The sequence below is a fragment of the Alteromonas sp. 38 genome (assembly GCF_902506055.1).
Lineage (GTDB): Bacteria > Pseudomonadota > Gammaproteobacteria > Enterobacterales > Alteromonadaceae > Alteromonas > Alteromonas lipotrueae.
Map to the genome: position 1 here is coordinate 1524618 of NZ_LR733300.1, position 23464 is coordinate 1548081.

22 protein-coding genes are annotated in these 23464 nt (G+C 43.7%); 9 read left to right on the forward strand and 13 right to left on the reverse strand.

The window, feature by feature from the left end; translation table 11 throughout:
- Positions 1-103 precede the first annotated feature (103 nt).
- Positions 104-1078: an NADPH:quinone oxidoreductase family protein gene (locus FLAVO9R_RS06555; protein ID WP_159529829.1), complete on the forward strand. Its 975-nt coding sequence runs from the start codon at positions 104-106 to the stop codon at positions 1076-1078.
- Between the two features lie 141 nt (positions 1079-1219).
- Here FLAVO9R_RS06555 and FLAVO9R_RS06560 read toward each other — a convergent pair whose 3' ends face one another.
- The 4 genes from FLAVO9R_RS06560 to FLAVO9R_RS06575 all read right to left on the reverse strand — a co-directional run bounded on the left by FLAVO9R_RS06560 (position 1220) and on the right by FLAVO9R_RS06575 (position 3975).
- Positions 1220-1567 carry a lactoylglutathione lyase gene (locus FLAVO9R_RS06560; RefSeq protein WP_159529831.1) on the reverse strand — a complete coding sequence of 116 codons (348 nt, stop codon included), beginning with the start codon at positions 1565-1567 and terminating at the stop codon, positions 1220-1222.
- A gap of 216 nt (positions 1568-1783) precedes the next feature.
- Positions 1784-2089 carry a hypothetical protein gene (locus FLAVO9R_RS06565; RefSeq protein WP_159529833.1) on the reverse strand — a complete coding sequence of 102 codons (306 nt, stop codon included), beginning with the start codon at positions 2087-2089 and terminating at the stop codon, positions 1784-1786.
- A 196-nt stretch (positions 2090-2285) separates the two neighbouring features.
- Positions 2286-3050, reverse strand: a complete 765-nt coding sequence (locus FLAVO9R_RS06570) for an SDR family NAD(P)-dependent oxidoreductase (protein ID WP_159529835.1) — start codon at positions 3048-3050, stop codon at positions 2286-2288.
- A gap of 10 nt (positions 3051-3060) precedes the next feature.
- Positions 3061-3975, reverse strand: coding sequence for a haloalkane dehalogenase (locus FLAVO9R_RS06575; protein WP_159529837.1), 915 nt, complete (start codon positions 3973-3975; stop codon positions 3061-3063).
- Positions 3976-4220: 245 nt separating this feature from the next.
- Here FLAVO9R_RS06575 and FLAVO9R_RS06580 point away from each other — a divergent pair, with 245 nt between their 5' ends.
- The 4 genes from FLAVO9R_RS06580 to FLAVO9R_RS06595 all read left to right on the forward strand — a co-directional run bounded on the left by FLAVO9R_RS06580 (position 4221) and on the right by FLAVO9R_RS06595 (position 10326).
- Complete coding sequence (locus tag FLAVO9R_RS06580; RefSeq protein WP_159529839.1) at positions 4221-6341, forward strand: 3-hydroxyacyl-CoA dehydrogenase NAD-binding domain-containing protein; 2121 nt, start codon at positions 4221-4223, stop codon at positions 6339-6341.
- A 10-nt stretch (positions 6342-6351) separates the two neighbouring features.
- Entirely contained in the window at positions 6352-7533 is a 1182-nt protein-coding gene (locus FLAVO9R_RS06585; RefSeq protein WP_159529841.1) for an acetyl-CoA C-acyltransferase, read from the forward strand.
- 9 nt (positions 7534-7542) lie between these two features.
- Positions 7543-9342 carry an acyl-CoA dehydrogenase C-terminal domain-containing protein gene (locus FLAVO9R_RS06590; protein WP_159529843.1) on the forward strand — a complete coding sequence of 600 codons (1800 nt, stop codon included), beginning with the start codon at positions 7543-7545 and terminating at the stop codon, positions 9340-9342.
- A 72-nt stretch (positions 9343-9414) separates the two neighbouring features.
- Positions 9415-10326 carry an alpha/beta fold hydrolase gene (locus tag FLAVO9R_RS06595; RefSeq protein ID WP_159529845.1) on the forward strand — a complete coding sequence of 304 codons (912 nt, stop codon included), beginning with the start codon at positions 9415-9417 and terminating at the stop codon, positions 10324-10326.
- A gap of 120 nt (positions 10327-10446) precedes the next feature.
- Here FLAVO9R_RS06595 and FLAVO9R_RS06600 read toward each other — a convergent pair whose 3' ends face one another.
- The 3 genes from FLAVO9R_RS06600 to FLAVO9R_RS06610 all read right to left on the reverse strand — a co-directional run bounded on the left by FLAVO9R_RS06600 (position 10447) and on the right by FLAVO9R_RS06610 (position 12948).
- Entirely contained in the window at positions 10447-10842 is a 396-nt protein-coding gene (locus tag FLAVO9R_RS06600) for a DUF3718 domain-containing protein (protein WP_013783794.1), read from the reverse strand.
- A 478-nt stretch (positions 10843-11320) separates the two neighbouring features.
- Entirely contained in the window at positions 11321-12277 is a 957-nt protein-coding gene (locus FLAVO9R_RS06605) for a sugar-binding transcriptional regulator (RefSeq protein ID WP_159529847.1), read from the reverse strand.
- Between the two features lie 14 nt (positions 12278-12291).
- A complete protein-coding gene (locus FLAVO9R_RS06610; protein ID WP_159529849.1) occupies positions 12292-12948 on the reverse strand; it encodes an HAD family hydrolase in 657 nt (218 codons plus the stop codon).
- A 780-nt stretch (positions 12949-13728) separates the two neighbouring features.
- Here FLAVO9R_RS06610 and FLAVO9R_RS06615 point away from each other — a divergent pair.
- Together FLAVO9R_RS06615 and FLAVO9R_RS06620 are read left to right on the forward strand one after the other, a co-directional pair.
- Positions 13729-15444 carry a purine-cytosine permease family protein gene (locus tag FLAVO9R_RS06615; protein WP_159529851.1) on the forward strand — a complete coding sequence of 572 codons (1716 nt, stop codon included), beginning with the start codon at positions 13729-13731 and terminating at the stop codon, positions 15442-15444.
- A 9-nt stretch (positions 15445-15453) separates the two neighbouring features.
- Positions 15454-16968, forward strand: coding sequence for a mannitol dehydrogenase family protein (locus FLAVO9R_RS06620; RefSeq protein ID WP_159529853.1), 1515 nt, complete (start codon positions 15454-15456; stop codon positions 16966-16968).
- Between the two features lie 183 nt (positions 16969-17151).
- On the opposite strand, the gene FLAVO9R_RS06625 is transcribed toward FLAVO9R_RS06620, so the two are convergent.
- Both FLAVO9R_RS06625 and FLAVO9R_RS06630 read right to left on the reverse strand, forming a co-directional pair.
- Positions 17152-17544 (reverse strand): DUF3718 domain-containing protein, encoded by a 393-nt coding sequence (locus FLAVO9R_RS06625; protein ID WP_159529855.1) that lies wholly within the window; start codon positions 17542-17544, stop codon positions 17152-17154.
- Between the two features lie 194 nt (positions 17545-17738).
- A complete protein-coding gene (locus FLAVO9R_RS06630; RefSeq protein WP_013783800.1) occupies positions 17739-18641 on the reverse strand; it encodes a LysR family transcriptional regulator in 903 nt (300 codons plus the stop codon).
- Positions 18642-18832: 191 nt separating this feature from the next.
- Here FLAVO9R_RS06630 and FLAVO9R_RS06635 point away from each other — a divergent pair, with 191 nt between their 5' ends.
- Positions 18833-19285 (forward strand): MaoC family dehydratase, encoded by a 453-nt coding sequence (locus FLAVO9R_RS06635; RefSeq protein ID WP_159529857.1) that lies wholly within the window; start codon positions 18833-18835, stop codon positions 19283-19285.
- A gap of 43 nt (positions 19286-19328) precedes the next feature.
- On the opposite strand, the gene FLAVO9R_RS06640 is transcribed toward FLAVO9R_RS06635, so the two are convergent.
- Both FLAVO9R_RS06640 and FLAVO9R_RS06645 read right to left on the reverse strand, forming a co-directional pair.
- Positions 19329-20447: a mechanosensitive ion channel family protein gene (locus FLAVO9R_RS06640; protein WP_201299242.1), complete on the reverse strand. Its 1119-nt coding sequence runs from the start codon at positions 20445-20447 to the stop codon at positions 19329-19331.
- Between the two features lie 407 nt (positions 20448-20854).
- Positions 20855-21322 (reverse strand): hypothetical protein, encoded by a 468-nt coding sequence (locus FLAVO9R_RS06645; RefSeq protein WP_159529859.1) that lies wholly within the window; start codon positions 21320-21322, stop codon positions 20855-20857.
- Between the two features lie 239 nt (positions 21323-21561).
- On the opposite strand from FLAVO9R_RS06645, the gene FLAVO9R_RS06650 reads away from it, so the two are divergent.
- Complete coding sequence (locus FLAVO9R_RS06650; RefSeq protein ID WP_159529861.1) at positions 21562-21870, forward strand: hypothetical protein; 309 nt, start codon at positions 21562-21564, stop codon at positions 21868-21870.
- A gap of 92 nt (positions 21871-21962) precedes the next feature.
- Here FLAVO9R_RS06650 and FLAVO9R_RS06655 read toward each other — a convergent pair whose 3' ends face one another.
- Positions 21963-22145, reverse strand: coding sequence for an entericidin A/B family lipoprotein (locus FLAVO9R_RS06655; RefSeq protein ID WP_201299243.1), 183 nt, complete (start codon positions 22143-22145; stop codon positions 21963-21965).
- A gap of 42 nt (positions 22146-22187) precedes the next feature.
- Positions 22188-23162 carry a mechanosensitive ion channel family protein gene (locus FLAVO9R_RS06660; RefSeq protein ID WP_159529863.1) on the reverse strand — a complete coding sequence of 325 codons (975 nt, stop codon included), beginning with the start codon at positions 23160-23162 and terminating at the stop codon, positions 22188-22190.
- Between the last annotated feature and the right edge of the window lie 302 nt (positions 23163-23464).

Sequence of the window (23464 nt, forward strand, 5' to 3'; positions counted from 1 at the left end):
AACACGGCTGTGGATCTCAATGACATTGAGGTGCACTTATGGACCACCGAGCGCCTATTAATAAGCGAGCGGTAAGCAAAGAAACGAATTATTAGGAGTGGCTATGAAAGCGATTGTATGTGAAGCATTTGGACCGATAGACGATTTAAAATGCAAGGAAATTGATGACCCAGTAATTAAGCCAGGTCACGTAGTCGTTAACGTAGAAGCGGCCGGTGTTAACTTTCCTGATGGGCTACTTGTACAAGGTTTATATCAAATGAAACCGCCATGCCCATTTGTGCCAGGTAATGAAGTAGCTGGTGTGGTAGCCGAAGTGGGCGAAGGTGTAAAGCATATAACTGCTGGCCAGCGCGTCATTGCGTTATCTAATCTAGGTGGTTTTGCTGAGAAAGTACTGGTGCCTGCCACGCATGTTATGCCACTACCGGATCCTATCGATGTAAAAGAGGGGGCTGCTTTAGTTACCGCACATGCTACTGCCCATCATGCACTAAAACAGCGTGCAAACATTCAACCGGGAGAAACGCTTGTGGTAACGGGCGCAGCCGGTGGTACGGGCTTAGCCGCAGTGCAAATTGGTAAAGAAATGGGGGCAATCGTCATTGCCGTTTGTTCTACCGAAGAAAAGCTTGCGTTAGCCAAAGAGCATGGCGCGGATATACTTATTAATTACAAACAAAAGAACTTAAAAGATGCCATTAAAGAAGCCACCAATGGCAAAGGCGCCGATGTGGTTTACGAATGTGTTGGCGGCGATACATTTCACGCCTGTAGCCGCAGCATGGCGTGGGAAGGACGTTTGCTTGTGGTGGGCTTTGCGGGTGGTGAAATTCCTCAATTCCCTGTGAATCTATCGTTAGTGAAAGGCTACTCGGTAGTAGGTGTATTCTGGGGGTCGTTTACCCAGCACGATCCAAAGGGTTTTGCCGCCAACATGAAAGAGCTTTTAACCTGGTATGTGCAAGGCAAAGTGAAAGTGGTGGTAGATGAAGCCTTACCCATGGAGCGTGCCACCGAAGCCATGGCTAAAGTGATGAACCGAGAAGTGAAAGGTAAAATGGTTATCACGCCATAGCGTTTAAAAATGAGCTTGTAAAAAGAGATACTTGAATGAGTCACTTAAGAGAGCAGCTTAAAAGGCACTAGTAGCTAAAACGATAAGGTATGGTCAACGATTGGGTAAGCAGTCCATTACGTACCATGCCTTTTTTATTGCCTAGAATTTGCGAAGCTCAGTGATATGTAATAGCTCACCGCTTGGCCCCCACAAATAAAATACCTTCCCCCAGGCTTCTATTGAAACGTCTGATATCTTAAGTTTGTCGGTGGCTTTTTTACATAATGAATGTGCCGCTTCAATATCCAGTACACATATCTGCAGCATGAAGTTGTTAGCCAAATCCTCCTGATAGAAATTCTGTAAAAAGAATTGGCAGTCACCATTTTCAAATAAGGTTAACGCATCGGAAACAAATTCACCTTTAAAGCCAATTTGGGTGTAAAACCTTTTCGATACAACATAATCTTTACTGGGAATGAATACTTTAATGTGGTCAACGCCCATGCGCTTCTCCAACCAATGGCTAAATGACTATTCAAGTTATTGTGGCATACTGATGGCATCGATAGTAGAAAGTCGCAGTATAAAAAAATATTCGGCGATTTATCGATAACGCATTTTGCGGTTGTTCACAAACTGTACATGCCAATAGGCTTGAATAAGCAGGGGGAAAAACAGGTAAGTTGGGCTAGAAACAGGGCATGCTAACGTTTACGGCAATTACTCGGCTACAACAATACCCTGTGGTAACGCAGTATGTAGCAGGCGCGTAGCGTTAGAAGCAGAAGGCTTTTGTGTTGAAACAGAAATCAAACGTTTAAGCACAAAAGAAGAAGACTGGCTTCGTACTTTTTTAACCGTCACTGGCGAATTCTGCGTAGGGTTTACATGCTGAAAATCAGATGTTTGAACTGAAGAAGACGTTGCGAATTGCGTTGATAGTTCGTTAGCTAAACCGTTCGAAGATAGGCCTAAACCAACAACAATGCTACTCATAGTAATGAAGTGTCTTAATGTCATTTTCATAAGTACTCCCAGCGTATAGTGCGGTTAGGTAAAAAGTCAGAAGCGACTAACAAGTCGCTTCGTCCGAAGGTTTTGTTTGTTCCCCTTCATTACAACTAAAGTCGCACTAAAACAAAACATCACCATTTATACTAAGGTATGAAATCTAATACTTTTGGATGCCCGTCCAAACCATCAACAGGCATCAACCAAGGTTCTACCAAGCAGTTACGCCGCCATCTACCGCGACAGTTTGTCCATTCATGTAGCTGTTACCGGGTGATAACATGAGGATCATGGCATTCACAATTTCTTGAGGCTCGCCCAAGCGTTTCATTGGGCTTCCCATGCCAAGCTGAGTTTGTGCCTCTTTAGTGTTGTAACCATCCACGTTTAATATATTGGTAGGGCTGTAAAAAGGGCACACCGCATTTACGCGTACATTCTTGCGACCGTATTCAACAGCGGCAGTTCGGGTCACGCCGGCAACTGCATGTTTAGCGGCGGCATACGCGCCACCTTTTGGGGCGCCACCCAAGCCGGCTAGGGAACTAACGTTTAATATATGTCCTTGCTTCTGCGATAACATTTGTGGAAGTTGGTACTTCATGCCAAACATCACGCCTTTTACGTTTACAGCAAACTGAAGGTCTATTATCTCTTCGGTCATTTCATGCATGGGGGCAGGTACATGAGCGATACCCGCATTGTTGATGGCGATATCTAGGCGACCAAACTTCTCTTTTGCCAACGCCACCAAGGCTTTGTTTAATTCTTCACTGGCAATATCGCCTGCTTTCGTTACCACATCAGTATAGCTCGCCACGTCAGCGCGACATGACGCCAAGTTTTCTTCATTAATATCCGATAACACCAGTTTGGCACCTCGGCTACCTAGGCCTTCTGCTAATAGGCGGCCGAAACCGCTGCCCGCGCCAGTGATCAATATCACTTTATCGCTAAAATCTAATAATGAATCCATAGTGGTTTCCTTAAGCTTGTCCAGTTGAATTAATAAAAGTGATAAGAAGATCGGCCAATTCCGGGCCTTTATCTTCTTGCACGAAGTGTCCGCCTTTCACTACTGTGGTGTGCGGCACGCCGCGACAGCCAGGTATGAATGACTGCATTAGCTTGTCACCGCCAGCGGTAACTGGGTCGCTGTCACTGAATGCGGTCATAAATGGTGTATTAAATTGTTTTAACCTTACCCATGCTTCACGGTTTGCTTGAGTTTGTGGATCGTCGGGTGTGGCGGGCACTAATAACGGAAATTGTCTGGCCCCTTCTTTATATTCTTCAGAAGGAAAAGGGGCGTCGTAAGCATCCAAAGTTTCTTGAGAAAGCATAGATACAGTTCCCCCCTTAACCACACCTGATACGGGAAATACAGGAACATCTTGCGAGAAGCGACGCCAGTTCAAAAATGCCTCGGGGGGCTTGTGCTCACCGGTAGGTAAAAACGTATTAGATGCCATGACGCCAGCAAAGCGGTCGGGCATGTCGGCTACCAGTCTTAAGCCTAGCAATCCGCCCCAGTCTTGGCAGAAGAGGGTTACTTTTCCTTCAACGGTTTGATTAAACCAGTCTTTAAGCCAAATAAGGTGGCGGGCATAGGTGTAATCTTCTCGCCTAGTGGGTTTATCTGAACGGCCAAAGCCGATGAGATCAGGTACTAGCACATTAAAGCCTGCATCGGCTAGTATCGGAATCATGGTGCGATACAGGTAAGCCCAAGAAGGCTCGCCGTGCAGAAGAAGAATAGTGTGGCCATCTTTGGGTCCGCACTGATAGTAGGCCATGACTATTTCGCCGCTTACGGTATCGGTAACGTGTACGTACCTCGGCTCATAGGGAAAGTCGGTAATAGAAGAGAATGCACTTTCAGGGGTTTTTAAAACTTGCATACTTGCCCACCTCAAATGTGAATCAGATGTAACTAATTAGTGTGTTCATTAACAAAAACACTAGCGAGGTAATCTGTCAATTCTTCCTTATACCCCATCGAATATGCGCTTAAGGGCAGTTGGGCACAAATAAAGGGGTTGCTGTCCATATTAAATATTGTGATGAATGTCTATAACACCAATAAACTTGGATGATTGACAACACTGCAATAACATCCGGTTAACGTGAATAACAGGATACCGTTATGACAGAGATGGAAAACAAGGCAGTGGACTACAAAGTCCAACAGGGCATAGCAACTATTACTATGCAAAGCGCGCCAGTAAACGCACTTTCTCGCGCAGTACGAGTTGGGCTAATAGATGGCATCGAAAGCGCATTAAGCGACGACAGTGTTAGTGCTATTGTAATCACTTCTTCTCTCGCCTTATTTTCAGGTGGCGCTGATATTAGTGAATTCTCCGGTGGCGATTTATCGCCAAATCTTCCTGAAGTCCTCGATAAAATTGAAAATGCTACCAAGCCCGTGGTGGCAGTATTGCCAGGGCCTGCGTTTGGGGGCGGATTAGAAGTCGCGCTAGCGTGTCATCACAGAATTACCTTTGCTGGAAACCAAGTGGGCCTTCCAGAAGTCAACTTAGGTATATTGCCAGGCGCGGGTGGAACGCAGCGTTTACCGCGTTTAGCCGATCCTGCTACCGCGCTAACTATGATTGTTACAGGTAAGCCTACTTCGGTAGTGAAGCTTCCAGGTGTATTCGACAAAATTTCAGACAAGCCTGAGCATTTGCTTGAAGACACCAAGCAGTACCTTGGTTCATTGAATACTGAGAGTGGTATTAAACGCACCTGTGATATTACGCTGACAATGTCTGAAGAAGTGCAGGGCGTATTTGACGCCGTTACCGCACAAACGAAAAAAGCAGCACGGGGCTTTTTTGCGCCCTTAAAATGTATTGAAGCGGTAAAAGGCGCATACACATTAGCTTTTACCGATGGACTTAAGCACGAAGGCAAATTGTTCATGGAATGCATGAACACCCCTCAAGCCCGTGCACAGCAACATTTCTTCTTTGCCGAGCGAGCAGCGGGTCACGTGAGTGACTTTGATAAAAGCACACCAGAGCGAAGTATTGAGAAAGTTGCGGTTATTGGTGCTGGCACCATGGGGGGCGGTATCGCCATGAACTTTGCGAACGCGGGTATTCCTGTCACTATGCTAGAGCTTAAGCAAGAAGCGCTAGATAAAGGCTTGGCCCTTATTCGTAAAAACTACGAAAACTCAGCCAAAAAAGGCAAGTTAACCCAAGAGCAAGTGGAAACACGTATGGCGCTGTTAAGCGGCACTACAACGTATGACGACTTAGCCGATGTAGATCTTGTTATTGAAGCTGTATTTGAAAAAATGGAAGTGAAGAAAACCGTTTTCACTACCTTAGATAAAGTCTGTAAGCCAGGGGCTATTTTAGCGTCTAACACGTCTACCCTTGATGTGAATGAAATTGCCGCGTGTACCTCACGTCCACAAGATGTTATCGGTCTTCACTTCTTCTCGCCAGCTAACGTTATGAAGTTGCTTGAAGTGGTTAAAGCTGAAGATACGTCGGCTGACGTTATCAAAACCTGTATGAAATTAGCCAAGCGCATTAAGAAGGTAGCGGTATTGGTTGGCGTATGTTTCGGTTTTGTTGGCAACCGCATGATTGAACCTTACGGCCGTGAAGCTAACCGTTTATTGCTAGAAGGTGCAAGCCCTGAGCAAGTAGACCGCGTGCTCACACAGTTTGGTATGCCTATGGGGCCATTCACCATGGGTGACATGGCAGGCTTAGACATTGGGTACTACGTACGTCAGTCTCGCCAAGCCTTTATTTCACACGACCCTTCATACGGTGCAGTGGCTGACCGTTTAGTAGAAAAAGATCGTAACGGTCTTAAAACAGGCCGTGGTGCTTATCTGTATGAAGCAGGAAGTCGTGTTCCCATTCCAGACCCTGAAGTACTCGAGATTGCTAAACAAGAAGCTGCTCGCCTAGGGGTAACGCAGCGCGATGACATAAGCGATGAAGAAATCCTGGTGCGTTGTCTATACACCCTAATTAATGAAGGCGCATGCATTCTTGAAGAAAGCATAGCGGCTAAGTCTAGCGATATCGATGTTATCTATGTGTATGGCTATGGCTTCCCAGTTTATCGCGGCGGCCCTATGCAGTATGCCGATGAAATCGGTCTTGGGGATATCGTCGATAAGCTATCTACCTACGCTGAGAGATTGGGTGACTATGGAAAAATGTGGTTACAACCCAGCGATCTGTTAATCAAGCTGGCGCAAGAGCGCAGCAGCTTCGCAAAATTTAAAAACTAAGGAGTACGCTATGCGCGATGCAGTAATAGTAAGTACCGCAAGAACACCTATTGGCCGTGCCTATAAAGGCGCACTTAATAATTTACCCGCACCTACATTGGGTGGTCATGCTATTCGCAATGCGGTACAACGTGCAGGTGTCGATCCTGCCAATATTGACGATGTGATCATGGGCGCAGCCCTAACACAAGGCAGTGGCGGCATGAACATTGGTCGCTTAGCCGCATTAGCAGGCGACTTGCCGGTTACCGTTGCAGGTATGACATTAGACAGACAATGTAGCTCTGGTATGTATGCCATTGCTAATGCGGCAAACAGTATTCGTACTGGCGACACCAATATTATGGTAGCTGGTGGGTTAGATTCTATTTCTTTGGTTCAAACCAAAGCCATGAACATGTCACGCGCGGTAGACCCACAATTAGTGGCAAAGCATAAGAATATTTACATGCCTATGCTGCAAACTGCTGAAGTTGTGGCCAAGCGTTACGGTATTAGCCGTGAAGTGCAAGACGAATACGCTTACCAAAGCCAAATGCGCACAGCGGCGGGTCAAGAAGCGGGTAAGTTTGACGACGAAATTGTGCCAATTACGGCCACTAAAGCCATTTTCAATAAAGAAACCGGCGAGACCAGTGAGCAGGAAGTCACGTTGTCGAAAGACGAAGGTAACCGCCCTGAAACCCAGCTTGAAGGTTTGCGTTCATTGAACCCTGTGATTGAAGGCGGGTGTATTACTGCGGGTAATGCTAGCCAATTATCAGATGGTGCTAGTGCAACCGTGATTATGGATGAGCATTCTGCTGCTAAGGGCCAAGCGCAACCATTAGGTATTTACCGTGGTATTGCGGTAGCAGGCTGTGAACCGGATGAAATGGGGATTGGCCCTGTGTTCGCTATTCCTAAGCTATTAAAGCAACACGGCTTAACCATGGACGATATTGGTTTGTGGGAACTTAACGAAGCCTTTGCAGTGCAAGTGCTTTATTGCCGCGATAAGCTGGGTATTCCTGATGAATTATTAAACGTAAACGGTGGTGCTATTTCAATTGGCCACCCTTACGGAATGAGTGGCGCACGTATGGTGGGTCATGCATTAATCGAGGGCAAACGACGTGGTGCGAAATACGTTGTTTGTACTATGTGTATTGGCGGCGGTATGGGTGCTGCTGGTTTATTTGAAGTTATATAGGTATTTGGTATGGAAGGTTATAAAGCTCCACAACGCGACGCCATGTTTGTTACACATGAGCTATTAAACTATCAAGAACATTATCAAAAGCTTGGCTTTGATGAAGCATCAGAAGATTTAGTATCAGCTATCTTCTCTGAAGCGGCTAAGTTTTCTGAAAATAGCCTAGCACCCATCAACATGTCGGGTGACGAAGAAGGGTGTAAGTGGGTAGACGGTGAAGTCACTACCCCTGCTGGCTTTAAAGAAGCTTATCAACAATACGTTGAAGGAGGCTGGCCAAGTATGTCTCATCCTGAAGAGTTTGGCGGTCAAGCACTGCCGTACTCATTATCATCTATTATTGCTGAATGGTTCTCGGGTGCAAATCACTCATGGGCTATGTACCCTGGCTTAAGCCAAGGGTGTATGGAAACCATTAAAGCCCACGGTACTGAAACACTACAAAATCAATATTTACCAAAGCTTATTAGCGGTGAATGGACAGGTACCATGTGCTTAACAGAGGCCCATTGTGGCTCTGATTTGGGCATGCTTAAATGCCGTGCAGAACCACAAGACGATGGTAGCTACAGCTTAACGGGGACGAAAATTTTTATCTCAGCCGGTGAGCACGATATGTCTGAAAATATCGTTCACATTGTACTCGCGCGTTTGCCTGGTGCGCCAGAAGGCACTAAAGGTATTTCGTTATTTGTAGTACCTAAGTTCAACGTGTCTGATGACGGCGAAAAGCTAGATCGCAACGCCGTTGCGTGCGGCAGTATTGAACACAAAATGGGTATTAAGGCCAGTGCAACCTGTGTGATTAACTTCGACGGTGCGAAGGGCTTCTTGATTGGCCAACCTAATCGCGGCCTTAACTGCATGTTCACCTTTATGAACACTGCCCGAATCGGTACTGGCCTTGAAGGCTTAGCTGCTTCTGAAGCGTCTTTCCAAGGTGCATTGCGTTACGCTAAAGATCGTATTCAATTTCGTTCATTAACTGGTCGTAAGAACCAAGATGGTCCTGCAGATCCAATTATTGTGCACCCCGATGTACGCCGTATGCTACTTACGCAAAAAGCGTTTGCAGAAGGTAACCGTGCATTAGCAGCTTACTGCATGCAGTTGGTTGATGTGACCCTTTACGGTGATGATGCACAAGAGAAGAAGCTAGCTGATACTAAGCTTGCTTTATTAACACCTATTGTTAAAGCCTTCTTGACAGAAACAGCGCAAGAAAGCACCAGCTACGGTATGCAAGTTTACGGTGGCCATGGGTTCATCAAAGAGTGGGGCATGGAGCAGTTAGCGCGTGATACGCGTATTTGTACTATGTACGAAGGAACTACGGGTATCCAGGCTATCGATTTATTAGGCCGTAAAGTGATGGGCTCTAATGGTGAATTGCTCAATGTATTTGTACAAGAAGTACGTGAATATTGCGAATCGCTTCGCGGTAAGGCCCAGTTCAGTGCATGGACAAATGCATTAACGTCTCATTTAGATGAGTGGCAGCAACTTACCATGGATATTGGTAAAGCAGCAGCCTCCAATCCTGATGAGATTGGTGCCGCGTCGGTCGATTACCTTATGTACTCAGGCTATGTGACAGTTGCTTATTTCTGGCTGAAAATGGCCGTTAAAGCACAAGAGCAACTTGATGCAGGTAGTACTGAGACCGAGTTCTATAAGAGCAAAATATTAACCACTGGTTTCTATTTTGATCGCTTACTAACGCGTACCCGTTCACTTGTATCAGCCATGCACTCAGGCTCAGACAACCTTATGTCTATGCCAGAAAGCATGTTTGCTATCGAGTAAATACGATATGTAATGAAATGCCGAGCACCTGCTCGGCATTTTTCTTTTTTACTGTTTTGCGAAAGGCTAGGTATGCCACTAAACGCAGTAACATCTCACGCCGTTTCCATCCAACACCATTCTATTCATTATCTAGAACGAAAAGGGCGAACCTCAGATAGCCCGTTATTGATTTTATTTCATGGATTCCCTGAAAATGCCCATGCATGGGAAGCGCTCATCAATGTATTACCAAGTAATTATCATATTATTGCGCCAGATTTACCGGGATACCATCAATCAGAATCATTACCAGATAGCAGCGATTACCAAGTTCCTTCGCTGGTTACTCGTATGGGTGAATTCGTTCGTACGGTAAGCCAAGGCCGAAAAGCGATATTGGTGGGTCATGATTGGGGTGGGGCGATAGCCTGGCCGCTAGCGGCTTTTCAACCTGATTTGTTTCTTAAGCTGGTTATTATAAATGCAGCGCACCCCAGCACTTTCACTCAAGCGCTTAAAGCAAGTAGTGCACAGCGTAAGAAAAGTGAATACATAAAAGCATTAGCGGCAGAAGATGCAGAGATAGTTTTACAGCAGACCGATTTTGCCATGCTTAAGGATATGCTGGGTACTGCCATGTTTGAAAGTTCAGGTCACAAGGCTAACGAAAAAAGCTATGGGGCAAGGTTGCTTCGTAGTTGGCGCAATAACCAAACATTAACAGCCATGCTGAACTATTACCGAGAAATGCCACAAATGGCACCGGATGAGCATGCACCTGACGCTGAATTGTCACGTATACATGTGCCGCTTCTACGCGTCAGTTTACCTACATTGGTATTATGGGGGCGTTTAGATGATGCGTTTGATGAAGGCATTTTGAATGGTTTAGCAACTTACGTTCCCGACCTACGAATTGTGTATCACGATACGGCGACACATTGGGTACATAGAGAGCAAGCGAGCTGGGCGGCAAGGGAAATAACGGATTTTATAACGTAAGCATTTTTTGAAAAGCAATATGGGAAAGGGGCGTGGCCCCTTTCGGGGCCACAAGCACGGCATCCTGCCGTTACCATGTTGAACTGCTGTATCTTTACATGGTGCGAAGTATCTTAAAAACTAGATACGTTCGTTAAGTTCGCTAGAGATAGGGCTTGATTGTAGACCTTGCTCAGCAATCCACGCTTGAAGTGTTTTACCGTCTGCTTCTGGGTTTTGTAGTTCACGACTTGGCATTTTCTTAACCAAAAGTGTACCTACATCTACCGCGTTGTTTACGATAGCAGTACGGATTAGGCTGTTGCCGTTACACGAAATACCTGAGTAGTAATCATGCAATTTTAATTTGAAATCTGATTGTACACGACGCATCTTTTTACGTAGCTCGCCTTTATCGTCTGCTTGAACGATAGTGCAAATGTTCGCTAGCGCTTCGTTTACATCGGCTTGTGCTGCGTTAGAGAAAGCTAGAGTAGATGCTGCGATAACTAAAGAAGTTTTAACAATTTTCAACATGGTTAATTTCCTTTCGTATTTAATGTTTAATTTAAAGTTTGTCTGTTCGGTTCGGGAGTAATTAAAAACCAAATGGGCAGGTCAGAAAACATGCAAGGGAATAACAAGGTATCCCAAAGTATACCTTATACCAAAGTTGTAGGGCGGGTGTCGGGTTCTAGGCCTTTATTTGTAAGGTGCCAACCTAAAGTATAAGAAAAGTTGAAATTGGGCGTTCTACTGCAATTAATCAGTAAAAATGCGCAAAAATAAGCTAGAAAGGTTAGTTTAAGGAGTATTTTCACCGCCCAGCTTGCTCAAAATCGCTAATTTTTTCACTTTATTTGAATTTCGTTGGATGACAAGCAGCGTTATAGGTGAATCCGCTTTTTGTTCACAAGAAGAATGGCCGTAATGGTGGCGTTATTGAATTGCAGTATAAATAGGCGTAGATAAATAACCAACAAGGTTACCTATCTACGCGCTATGAAAAAGCTCGTTAGCTATTAAGTAAGGCTTGAGCAGTAGTTTCATTGGTAATGAGTGAATTGATAAGCTTGGATCGCAAGGCACCGAGTATGGCGTCTTTCTTATTCATACCTGCTGCGATACCCACAACTGGCTTCTCGGAAGCTAGAGTGAGTTTGCTACTGGTTACCCTTCGATTCACTTCACAATCAACAATAGCGCCTTCACGATTGTACACCCACCCAATGATTTCACCTGCGGCACCCAATGACGACAAGCTTTGCGTTTCGTTATCACTAATGAAGCCATCTACATGCAGGGGCGATGTGTTCCCTAAATTACCGATGCCTACAAAAGTAATATCGGCTTGCCGAGCCAGTTCGTGAATACGCGCAATATGAGCTTGTTGATGCAATTGTTCGCGCTCGGTTTCAGAGCCAGCAATAACAGGTAATGGCATTGGATAGTGTTGAGCTCTCACTCTATCGGCAATGTGCACTGCTACATCATAGCGAGTGGCTTCACCGTTGTTAGCAATATTCCCTACTAAAGACACAATTTTATGCTGGGGGCAGTTCATCAACGCCAGTTCGTCAGCACAAGCACGCAATACGCGACCAGTACCAAACGCAATAGTTTGCGGTGAGTCAGACTTAAGTGAGCGCTCTATAGCACTGGCACCGGCTTGTCCCAACCCCAAGGTAGAATTTTCGTCGCCAACCACAGAGGGGACTACCTCACAAAACTGCAACCCAAAACGCTGTTGAATGGTTTCAGCTAACTCCATACAGCGGGCAATAGGGTGCTCGAGTCGTACCTTCACTAGCCCTTCAGACATGGCCAACGCCACTAAGCGCTGGGCACTTTGTCGAGAGGTATTTAAGCGTTTGGCAATTTCGTCTTGTGTTTTACCGCCTACATAATAAAGCCACCCAGCACGCGCGGCTTCATCGAGACGTTGATTTTCTAGGTGTTGTTTTTTACTCATTTATTCTTGTTCCATCAATCAGATACCAACATAGGGTAGGCTTGTATAAAGTTATCCCAATGTGAGAAGGTTGTCGTGTGGTTTGTTGGCATATCCTTTAAATGACTCCCCCCTGTGTAATGAATAACCTGCATGTTTGCGGCAATCCCAGCTTCAATACCCGCAGGGGAGTCTTCAATGACAATACATTGTTTAGGCGTAACCCCCATTTTTTCAGCCGCATATAAAAAGAGATCGGGGGCTGGCTTCCCATGTTTCACAAGAGAACGTGTAAATATATTGCCAGTGAAATACTGGCTTAAGCCAGTACAAGATAAGGCGTACTCTGTGCGCTCGGCTGAACTGCTAGTTGCAAGGCAATAGGGAACATTGAGCCTTGTCAGCAGACTTATAATGCCCGGTGTCGGCATTAAGTTTTCAGCAAAGCTTTTATTCAGCAAAACATGAAATTCATCTTTAATTTGAGTGGTAACAGTCAGGCCAAAATCATGCTGAATCTGCTGTTCAACATGTTGCATACTTTTGCCAAGAAAGTTGCTGATAAAATAGTCCGCGCTAATAGACACTTTATAGTTTTCAAGTAACTGCTGCCAGCTTTTCATCGATAACACTTCACTATCAATTAACACACCGTCACAGTCGAAAATGACAAGGCTGCTTTCTATTGTCATGTTATTCCTTATGCCCACTTATATATTGCTAAAACGGCATATAGCCCGAATGAATGTGTCGCAGCGTGTGATCTCCGTAGTGTTTCCCATAGCGATTTCCAGAGAGGCTTAGTACTTCACAAGGAGGGAATTTTACGTACAAGCCCAGCCAGAAACCACTTCAATTTTACTTAATTTAGCTATTTAGCTCCATGAGTAAACGTAGGGGCAAACGTCTTTTTGAGTAATGTGCAACAACTGAGACAAAACAACGCTAGCTTCGCCATTTTTCACTATTCCAATCGATAGAATAAGTTCTAAAAAGTAAATGCGGGCGGTGTATTAATCAGGCGGTCAGGCTTATGACTTCAATATACTTAATTTACTTACGCATAACATATCGTGCCCTTACGGCGTTTTTAAGTCAACAAACGGCCCATAAACATAGCAATAGCAGTTAGATTCACCCCAATACGAACCTATTAGTAATAACATTTATTGGATACAAATTAACTTGTTAACCGAATTATAACGTTAGGCTTGTTAATTCCGTTTACATTTAAACATCGATATGTAAGTATTGCCATTTGAGAAATAACCCAGTTAAGTGGCAAATGCTCAAGTGGGCAGAAGTTACTAAGCCAAGCCTGTTAATCTTCAGTGGTAGTTTAGGTCTTGGTATCGTTTTTATGAGTGTTAACGTGAAAATAATAGCGCTCATTACAAGTTTAGTTTTGGTACATGGCAGTAAAATGCTCGGCGAGTTGTCCCAAAGTGATGAATCAAGTAGCGAGATAAAAAATGAAAACGAATTCAAGCAATGTCGATATTGCACAGATAGGTGACGAGCAACTCCCTGTTGCTAAACACCAGTTGAAGGGCTGGAAGCACTTCATGGGACTTTATGCTGGTGAGCATGTTGCAGCCACCGAGTTTGTCTTTGGTGCTACGTTTGTTGCCCTAGGCGCAACCATGACCGACATTCTGTTTGGTTTACTCATCGGTAACATATTGGCTGTGCTTAGTTGGACGCTGATCACTACGCCCATTGCCGTAGATACACGCCTAAGTTTATATACTTACTTGCACAAAATTGCCGGTGATTCGATGACCAAGCTCTATAACTGGGCTAATGTCATCATATTTACAGTTATATCTGCCGCCATGATCACGGTATCAGCTACCGCGGTTCGATTCGCATTGAATATTCCTGCGCAACTAGATTGGTATCCAACGAACCTTGCGTTTGTCGGTGTTGTTGCAGCGGTTGGCGTTATTGTGGTGTTTGTTGCCATGTACGGCTTTAACGCGGTGTCTGATTTTTCTCGTATTTGTGCACCTTGGCTATTCACTATGTTTGTGTGTGGTCCATTAGTGCTAATGCCAGCTTTGGCTGATGCAGTAATTGGTCAAACCTTCCTAACAAGTTGGGCTGACTTCATGCACATAGGGTCTGTGTCGGTATGGACTGGTTTAACCCCCTCTGGTGAGCAGGGCATTGGCTTGCTTGAAGTTATTGGTTTCTCTTGGGCTGCAAATACAATCACCCATTTCGGATTGATTGATATGGCTATGCTTCGTTTTGCAAAGCGTAAAGTCTACGGTCTTACTACTTCTGCGGGTATGCTTTTCGGTCACTATGTGGCATGGATTTCTGCCGGTATTATGGGGGCAGGAACTGCCATTATCGTCCAAAAATCTATTACTGAATTAGACCCAGGCGATGTAGCCTTCCACGCATTGGGTTTATCTGGCTTGGTCATCGTTATTGTTGCTGGTTGGACAACAGCGAATGCTAACTTGTACCGTGCAGGTTTGGCTGCACAGGCTATTTTTAAAGATAAATCTCGGATTAAAACCACCGCCACAGTAGGTATGGTTACCGTTGTTATCGCGTGTTTCCCTTTCGTATTTACTAAGCTACTTCCGTTACTCACGTATGCTGGATTACTCGTTGTGCCTGTAGGCGGGATTGTATTCGCTGAACACGTAATATTCCCACGTATTGGTTACACACGTTACTGGGCACATTTCCAAAACTTAACGCATAGTACACCTGCGGTGGCGACCTGGGGATTAGGGCTTGTATTTGGTTTTGGTCTAAACGCACTAGATATTATTTCATTCTACTACCTATTTATTCCAACGTGGATATTTACCATTATTGTCTACACCTTGTTGGCAGCAAAGTATGGTGCAAAGCGTCAATACGTTGAAGAAAAAGCAGAAATGGATGCTTTTTATACAGAAGTTGAAGTGCAACAGGAACGCCAAGCCGCTGAGATTCCAGCACCTGCAATTGACACATCATTGTTATCGAAATTACTACAAGTTGTGTCTTGGGGTAGCCTATTAGCGACGACGTTATTAGCCATTAATACGTTTTCGCTAAGCCCAGATATAGCGAATTACGAAGGCAACAGAGAGCTGTTCTTTAACTTGGCTTTCATATGCACAATTATTTACTTTACTACTGCTTACTGGTCAATGCGTCGCCACAAAGCACTTGCGAAATAGAGGTTTTTTATGCAACCAGCAACTAATATGCGTTTGAACCGTACTGCGTTACCTTCTCTTGATGAGAGCATCGCTGTACCTCAGTACGATGTATCTCGTGTAGAAGCCGGTATTGTTCATGTTGGTGTGGGCGGTTTTCATCGCGCCCATGAAGCCATGTACGTAGATGCGTATATGAACGTAACAGGTGACACCTCGTGGGGTATTTGTGGGGTAGGGCTGCGTGAAGCCGACCGCCAAATGCAATCACGATTAAAAGAGCAAGACTACCTTTATACGTTGGTAGAGAAGCACGCCAATGGCGACCGCAAAGCGCGTGTTATTGGTGCACTTACTGACTTTTTAATTGCGGGCGATAGCCCCGTGGCCATCATTGATAAAATGGCGTCGGAGGCAATTAAAATTGTTTCGCTGACTATCACGGAAGGTGGGTATAACTTCGACCCAACTACCGGGGAATTTATTGCACAAAACCCCGATGTACAGCATGACTTAGCGAATCCTGAATCGCCGAAATTAGTTTTTGGTTATGTAACCGCTGCACTTAAAAAGCGTAAAGAAATGGGTATTGCACCTTTTACTGTCATGTCGTGCGATAACATTCAACATAATGGTGATGTACTTAAAGCCATGTTGCTGTCTTATATTCGTCTTGCGGATACCGATTTCGCACAGTGGGTTGAGGAAAACGTAAGCTTTCCTAATTCAATGGTCGATCGTATTACCCCAGCAACAACAGATGAAGACAAAGCGGCATTAGTTGATTCAGGCATTGAAGACAGCTGGCCTGTGGTATGCGAACCCTTCGATCAATGGATTATTGCTGATAAGTTTTGTAATGAACGCCCCGCGTTTGAAGATGTTGGCGCACAGTTCGTCGATAATGTGGCCCCTTACGAAAAGTTGAAGCTGAGAATGCTGAACGCGGGTCATTCTGTATTGGGGTTAACGGGTTCACTTGCCGATCTTGATACAATTCATGAAAGCGTAGCGCAAACGGAACTTCGTTCTCTTCTTGCCACCTTCATGGTAGATGAAGTCATGCCAACACTAGACCCGGTTGCAGGTATTGATGTTCACGATTACAAAAATATTTTGTTAGCACGATTTGCAAATCCGTATATTAAAGATTCGCTTTCCAGAATTTGTTTAGAAAGCTCAGCAAAAATTCCTGTATTTTTACTACCTACCATTCGTGAGAATTTAGCAAATGGTGGAAAAGTTGATATTAGCGCCTTAATACTTGCAGCGTGGAGTTTCTATTCAGACAAGCGTACTTCGCAAAAAGGTACGCCCCTAGTTATTCAAGATCAACTTGCAGATGAATTGCACCAGGCTGCTTCACGTTACCAAGATGATCCTTTGTCTTTCTTGAAAGTGACCAGTGTTTTCGGTGATTTAAGTGATGAGTCAGGCTTTACGCCTTTGTTTAAAGATTACTTGAGCCGTATTTATAGCGGTGAGTCTATTCTAGACATAGCCAAATCGTTAACGAGTGCGCCAAGCGAGCCGGCGCTCGTGTAACAGGCACAAAGAAAAGAGGCGACCTTATGGTCGCCTCTTTAAGTGCAGATTACTCTGCAACCATGTTGAATCTTTTCACATGGTATGTGAATTTTTTAGTCAGTCTTACAATCTTCCGCTCAGGGCTATTTATTCGCTTAAGACTGTTTATTCGCTTAAGACTGTTTATTCGCTCAAGGCTGTTTACAAACGACCGCTCAAGACTGTGGCAATTTCGTTACCTTCCAAGCCATTCTCAGAAACCCATGCTTGCAACGTTTTACCGTCAGTTTCTGGTGCTGATAAATCACTCTTTGGCATTTTCTTAACAAGAAGCGAACCTGCTTCTACAGCGTTGCTCAGCATTGCTGTGCGTATCAGGCTGTTACCGTTACAGCTAACACCTGAATAATAATCTTTTAATTTAAGGCGGTAATCTGATTCTACAGAACGCATTTTTTTGCGTAGCTCACCTTTATCATCTGCTTGTACAATAGTACAAATGTTTGCTAATGCTTCGTTTACGTTGGCTTGCGCCATGCCAGATACACCCAAAGTTGCTGCGATAACTAGCGAAGTTTTAACGATTTTCAACATGGTCAATTCCTCGGTTTAATTTAAAAGTATGTTCGTTCGTTGGGTTCTATTAAACGCAAAACTATTAAGATTAGAAAGAGTGGGTCTAATACTAAGGTATAGAGTTTAATATCTAAGCGGAATAGAAAGGGAAGATGCAAATAAAAAAGGCACACCACTTAAAGAGGTGTGCCTTCAAAAACAAGTAGTAAAAGTTAGTGGCTTTTAAAGTGGCTTGATACTTCCATTATCTGTTCACGCATCCACATATGAGCGTAATCATGATCTGCACTCACGTGCCAGTATAAGAAGTATTCAACGGTAGGTAAGTCGAAGGGTAATTCATAAATGGCTAAATCGTAGTGCTTAGCTAAATGAAATGGCAAGCAAGCAATAAGATCGGTTTTCACGATTGTGCTGGGCACGGTTAAGAAGTGTTGGCTTCTCATGACTTCTTTACGGCGTTTACCCATTCTATCCAGGGCGACATCTATAGGACCTGCACCTGATTTTCGTTGCGACACATTAATGTGACCGAGGCGTAGAAAGGTGTCCAAATCTAACCCGTTCTTTAAAGCAGGGTGATTCTTTCGTGCTAATACCACAAACCTGTCTTGCGCTATCTTCTCTTTGCACAAATGCGGGTCACTAAATGTAGATGCATCGGCAAAGAAATCTAAGGTGCCACTGGCCATCGCAGATACTATCTGGCTACGAGGAATTTCATAATTGGTAAGGCTAATATTGGGCGCTAAGTTTTGTAACCGCGAAACCAACCTTGGCATAATACTAACTTCTAGCAAATCTCTGCTGGCAAAGTTAAATGCCTTTTCTGCTGTTAAAGGATCGAACGTATGACTCTCTTGCACGCTCTTTCTTAGCAATGCTAAGGCTTGTCTCGCAGGTACAATAATGTTCTGAGCAACCGGGGTGGGTGTCATACTATGCCCGGTTCTGACGAACAAAGGGTCGTTCAACATTTCCCGTAAACGAGCCAGTGAATTACTCACCGCAGGTTGGGTAATACATAGCACATCCGCTGCTTTAGTTAGGCTTCCCGCTGTATATATGGCGTCGAATACGGCGAAAAGGTTTAAATCAATTCTATTTAGATTCATTGCGCAATCCTTGTCTGGCGAGTGCCAGTATGAAAATACCTAAAAGGTAACCGGCGAATTCTTTGGTTAATATTATTTTTACCTCATTGTAACAAGGTTATTTATAAATACCTATTATTAAAAGTTAATTGAAATATTCAATACATCAATAGTACTGTTCGTCTTAAATTAACTACCATTGGTCAAAAATTATGAAAACACTCATCGACTTAGCAGTTGGAGAAACCCTTGAACAAGCTGAATGGCTTACCATTTCACAAGACATGATTAATCAATTTGCTGAAGCTACAGGGGATTATCAATGGATACACCTTGATACTGAACGGTGTAAAAAGGAGAGCCCGTTTAAAACCACTATTGCACATGGTTTTTTAACTGCGTCAGTTATGCCCAAAGCGTTTGAAGGTGTACTCGCACCATCAGACAAAATTGCATCAACCATTAACTATGGTATTGACTCATTACGTTTTTTAGAGCCTGTAAAATCAGGCGATGCGATAAAATATCACTTCAAGTTGGTAGAAGTCGTTAATAAGCCTGCGGGGAAACTATTTAAAATGGAATCAAGCTGCGTGCTAGCCTCGTCAGGCAAACCTGCACTGGTAGGAACGTTTCTGATGCTGGCAGTAATGCAACCTAGCTAGTGAGCAATTAGCGCTGAGTATTCTATATGTTGTACTCTGCATTCTACCGGCTAGGAGGCTCGTTTGCGTTGTTGGGGATGTTGGTAGTTTGAACATCAATACGCGGGCTCTCTTGGTCGGTATTAATGGCCCGTATTGGGTAGGGAATAATAATACCTTCTGCGGCATAGCGCTTATGTAATGCCTTGATAAATGCCGATTTAATAAAGAACCGATGGAAGTACTCTTTTGCTCTTAACATCACTGTGAAATTGATGCTGGAATTATCAAAGGTGTGGTACACCACAAAGGTATCGTAATCGCCTACTCCCCATTCGTGAGAAACCAATATTTCTTTGGCGACCTCAAGGGTAACCCTCTCTACGTGCTCAAGGTCAGAGTTATAATGCACACCTACATCAACCGGTACTGATAACTCTTTACTCGGGTAGAAATAGTTAATTATTTTTGATTCAGCTAATACACTATTTGGCACAATAATGGTGTTATTGGGTAGCATCTTTATCCACGTTGAGCGCCAACCAATACGTTCTACAAAACCTTGTTCTTTACTCTCTAATTCGATGAAGTCGCCAACTCTAATAGGCTTGTCCATGACCAGTTGAACCCCTGAAAAGAAGTTTTCCAAGGTGGGTTGAAGGGCAAGGGCAACAGCCAGTGACGTAATACCTAACGACGCAACAATGGGCGTAATTGAAATCCCTAATGTACCCAACATAATCAATAGGCCAATACCCACGATAAGACCTTTCACAATGCCTTTAATTATGCCCGTGCTACTTCGAAGAGAATCTGAGCGCTGTGTTTGGTTGGCAAGTAACCCCACGGCAAAACGATTTAAGAAAAGAATAGCGGCAATGATCAGCAATAATTTAGAGGCAAGCGATATTGAGCTGGCATAGGACGCATTCACAATATCGTACTTGTCGAACAGCCAATTTAAAATCCAAATATCGATAACAAAAATAAGGATAGTGAGCGGCAGGTTTAACGAGTGGGCTAGCAAAGAGTCATAGAAATGTGAAGTACGGTCGGTAAGCAGCAAAAACTTGCGCAAAAAGATGCGCTTAAGTAAGAACATGAATAGGTTAGCAAGTATCACAGTAACGGTGATAACTAATTCAGGCACTAACATTAAACCTGCGAAGTTAACTTCTGGCATGGCTTTCCCTTGACCAATAACATATGGATACACAATTAAGCCATTCATACTAAGGGCGTTTTAGAACCTCAGTGTGAATACAAACACTACTATGTGCAGCAATTAACGTTCCAGCCAAATTCACACAAAAGAATCTAGAGGGCATTAACGCTAAAAAGGGGGAGTCATTTTCCCCTGGAGCGTTTCAACACGGGCGATAGCAGTAGGTGGCGGACGGAAGCAGAAGATGCATGAAAAGGGAAGTCGCTTGCTTCAATGCTAAACGAGTGCATTAAATTTGTGCAAAGCAATAAGGATTTACTATTTAATCAAGCGAGTTAAATACTTGTCAGGTACCAAACTTATAAAGAACTAACGTAACCGGTAATCAGAATTGCCTATTTTTATACGCATGTTCTAAAGGTTGTTTAAAAAGACATACCAATAGCGATACCGGCAACAACAGCGCTTTTGTGATTTCGATGATAGTCATAGTGCAGTTGGGGCGAAACACTAACACCAGATACCTCAAACTCATATAAAAAGCCCAATCGGACAACTTCCATTTTATGGCTACCGTGGAACTCTACCCCAGGACCAATCTGTGCGATAAAATTGGTAGTAATGTGTAGATCCGCAACCAGCAAATATGTGTAGGCGTCTAAATCTTCGAATGCGTATTCGGCCACAAAGCCAAGCCCTAAAAAGTCGGTAACACGATATTCGTAATCAATACCTACGGTGAACGCGTTTCCACATTCTTTTGTATATGTTGTGCCTACTAGAGCGGAAAAATGATGAGGGGACGTTTGCCAATGATGAGCCTTTCCTTTTGCAGCAACGGAGGGGGCAAACGCCAAGGTTGTAATCAATCCTATCGCTATTTGTGCTCGCATGATGTGCTCACTTACTTTTATAGTGAATACCTAGAAAGACCTCTTCTAGCACTCTCTACAGCGTAGGCACGATATTCACACCTCACCAATGAACTTTAGTTGAAGTGCGCAAGCGACGGCTAAATAAGACATTCCACTTTGTTCACTTAAATAGGTAAACTCTTATGCAGGGATATCGGCTTAAAGTAATTGAAAGCTACTGTAGAGGCCATTGTTAGTTAATTAAAAGGAGCACTGCGATGTATAACGAAAGAGAAGTAACCAAGTTTATAGAGGCATGCACTACTCAGCTCGTAAATTTATACACGGCAAGTAAAGAGGGAAAAAACGTAGATGCCGATAAATACCGAGTGCAAGGGTTTATGCACGCAGGCGAACTACTTGGCGTAATAAGTAAAAAGCAAGGGCAGGCGCTTATCGCTGACTTACACTTTCAGGTTTTTGGTGAAACCATTGACGAGAGAGCGAGAAGAAAGAATAAACTGGAAGCATTAAAGGAATCTGATCCAGATGCCTATATTGAAATTCCCGCGATAGAAAGACGTTAACTGGTGTTAAGCAAATATATTTAAGGCCACTGTTGTAAGCCACGACTATAGAAGTCTACAGCGTGGCTTAACCAGAACAACAAAGTGATAAATTAATTAGATGCGTCTTCAGCACCTTCTTCAATGGCTTCGCCAGCGCTTTGTATATCTTCCCCTGCACCTTCTACAGTAGCGCATCCATTTACACCTACCACAGCAGATGAAAACAATAGCGCGGTGAAACTACCTCTAAGTAATTTCGACTTTAAAAATGACGACAAAACTGACCTTTTCATGACATGTCTCCTGATATTAATAATTAACGTTATTTAGTTTCTTTACTCATCACTCGCTTCGCTATCCCCATTTACTTGATCGCCAGAATTGCGCGTTGGGGATGATTCGGTGCCTGAAGTGGTCTCTTTCTTTTCAAGCATACTGTTAAGCTTATCGCTTCCCTTGGAATTAAAATCCAACGTACGAATAGGGAAGGGAATTAAGATGTCGTTTTCTTCTAATACACGTTTAACAGTACATATAGCTTCGTGGCGCACCACCATAAAGCCAGGGTCGCCTGGGTAACGTATCCAAAACCATAGCAATAGATTGATACTTGAATCACCGAATGACGCAGCGTAAACCGCAGTTTCGTCTTTCTTTATTACGTAGTCTTTTTCATTCATTGCGTCGGTAATGACTTCGGCGGCTTTTTCAATGTCATCGGCGTAGGAAATGCCCACGGGAACCTCAATACGCCTAATACCTTCAACTGAATAGTTAGTTAAAATATTTCTAAATAGAATTTTATTGGGAATGATTTCACGTTGCCCGTAAAAAGTAGCGACTAAGGTGTTTCGCAGGTTAATTTCCTCTACCGTTCCGAAAACGCCTTCAGCTTCAACCACATCACCAATTTCGAAGGGTTTACGTATACCCATCGCAATCCCTGCAATGAGGTTTTCTGTCATATCTTGAAATGCAAAACCAATGGCTAAACCTACAATACCCGCACCAGCAAGCAGTGATGTGACCGTGCCCTTGAGGCCAACAAAATCCAGCGCAATGAAAATACCGAAAACAATAATGAGTGACTTGATGATAGAGGTAAGTAATTTAGCGATTTGACGAGATTCGAATGCTCTGCGCATTACCTTTCCGACAATATTCCCTACCACTTTTGCCAGTATTCCGAAAACAATAGCGATTAATATAGCGACTACAAAGTTGGGTAGGTGCTTAATTCCGCTCTCGATCCAACCCTCTAGCTTCTGGTTGATCAGTTGGTAAAAGTCGTCAATATTCGGAAAATCCATAAAATTCTTTTATTTTCTAACAATATGACAGTGACTATTCAAGAATTATTCCGTCGTTAAATGTTGTTATGCTGCTGTTTTTGTTAGTGAAAATAAATTTCGGACTGGTATGGATACAAAAGTGATAAGAAAAAAATACAAGGGTGAGAAATAACTACGCAATAACTAAATGAATTTTCATAGAGGCTAGACAAAAGTTACAGTGGTCTGACCATGTGTAAAATTAATGTAAATATATTATTCACAATAAATTTACAAAGCATGTATTGACGCTTAACATCAATATTGCAGGTCAAAGATTG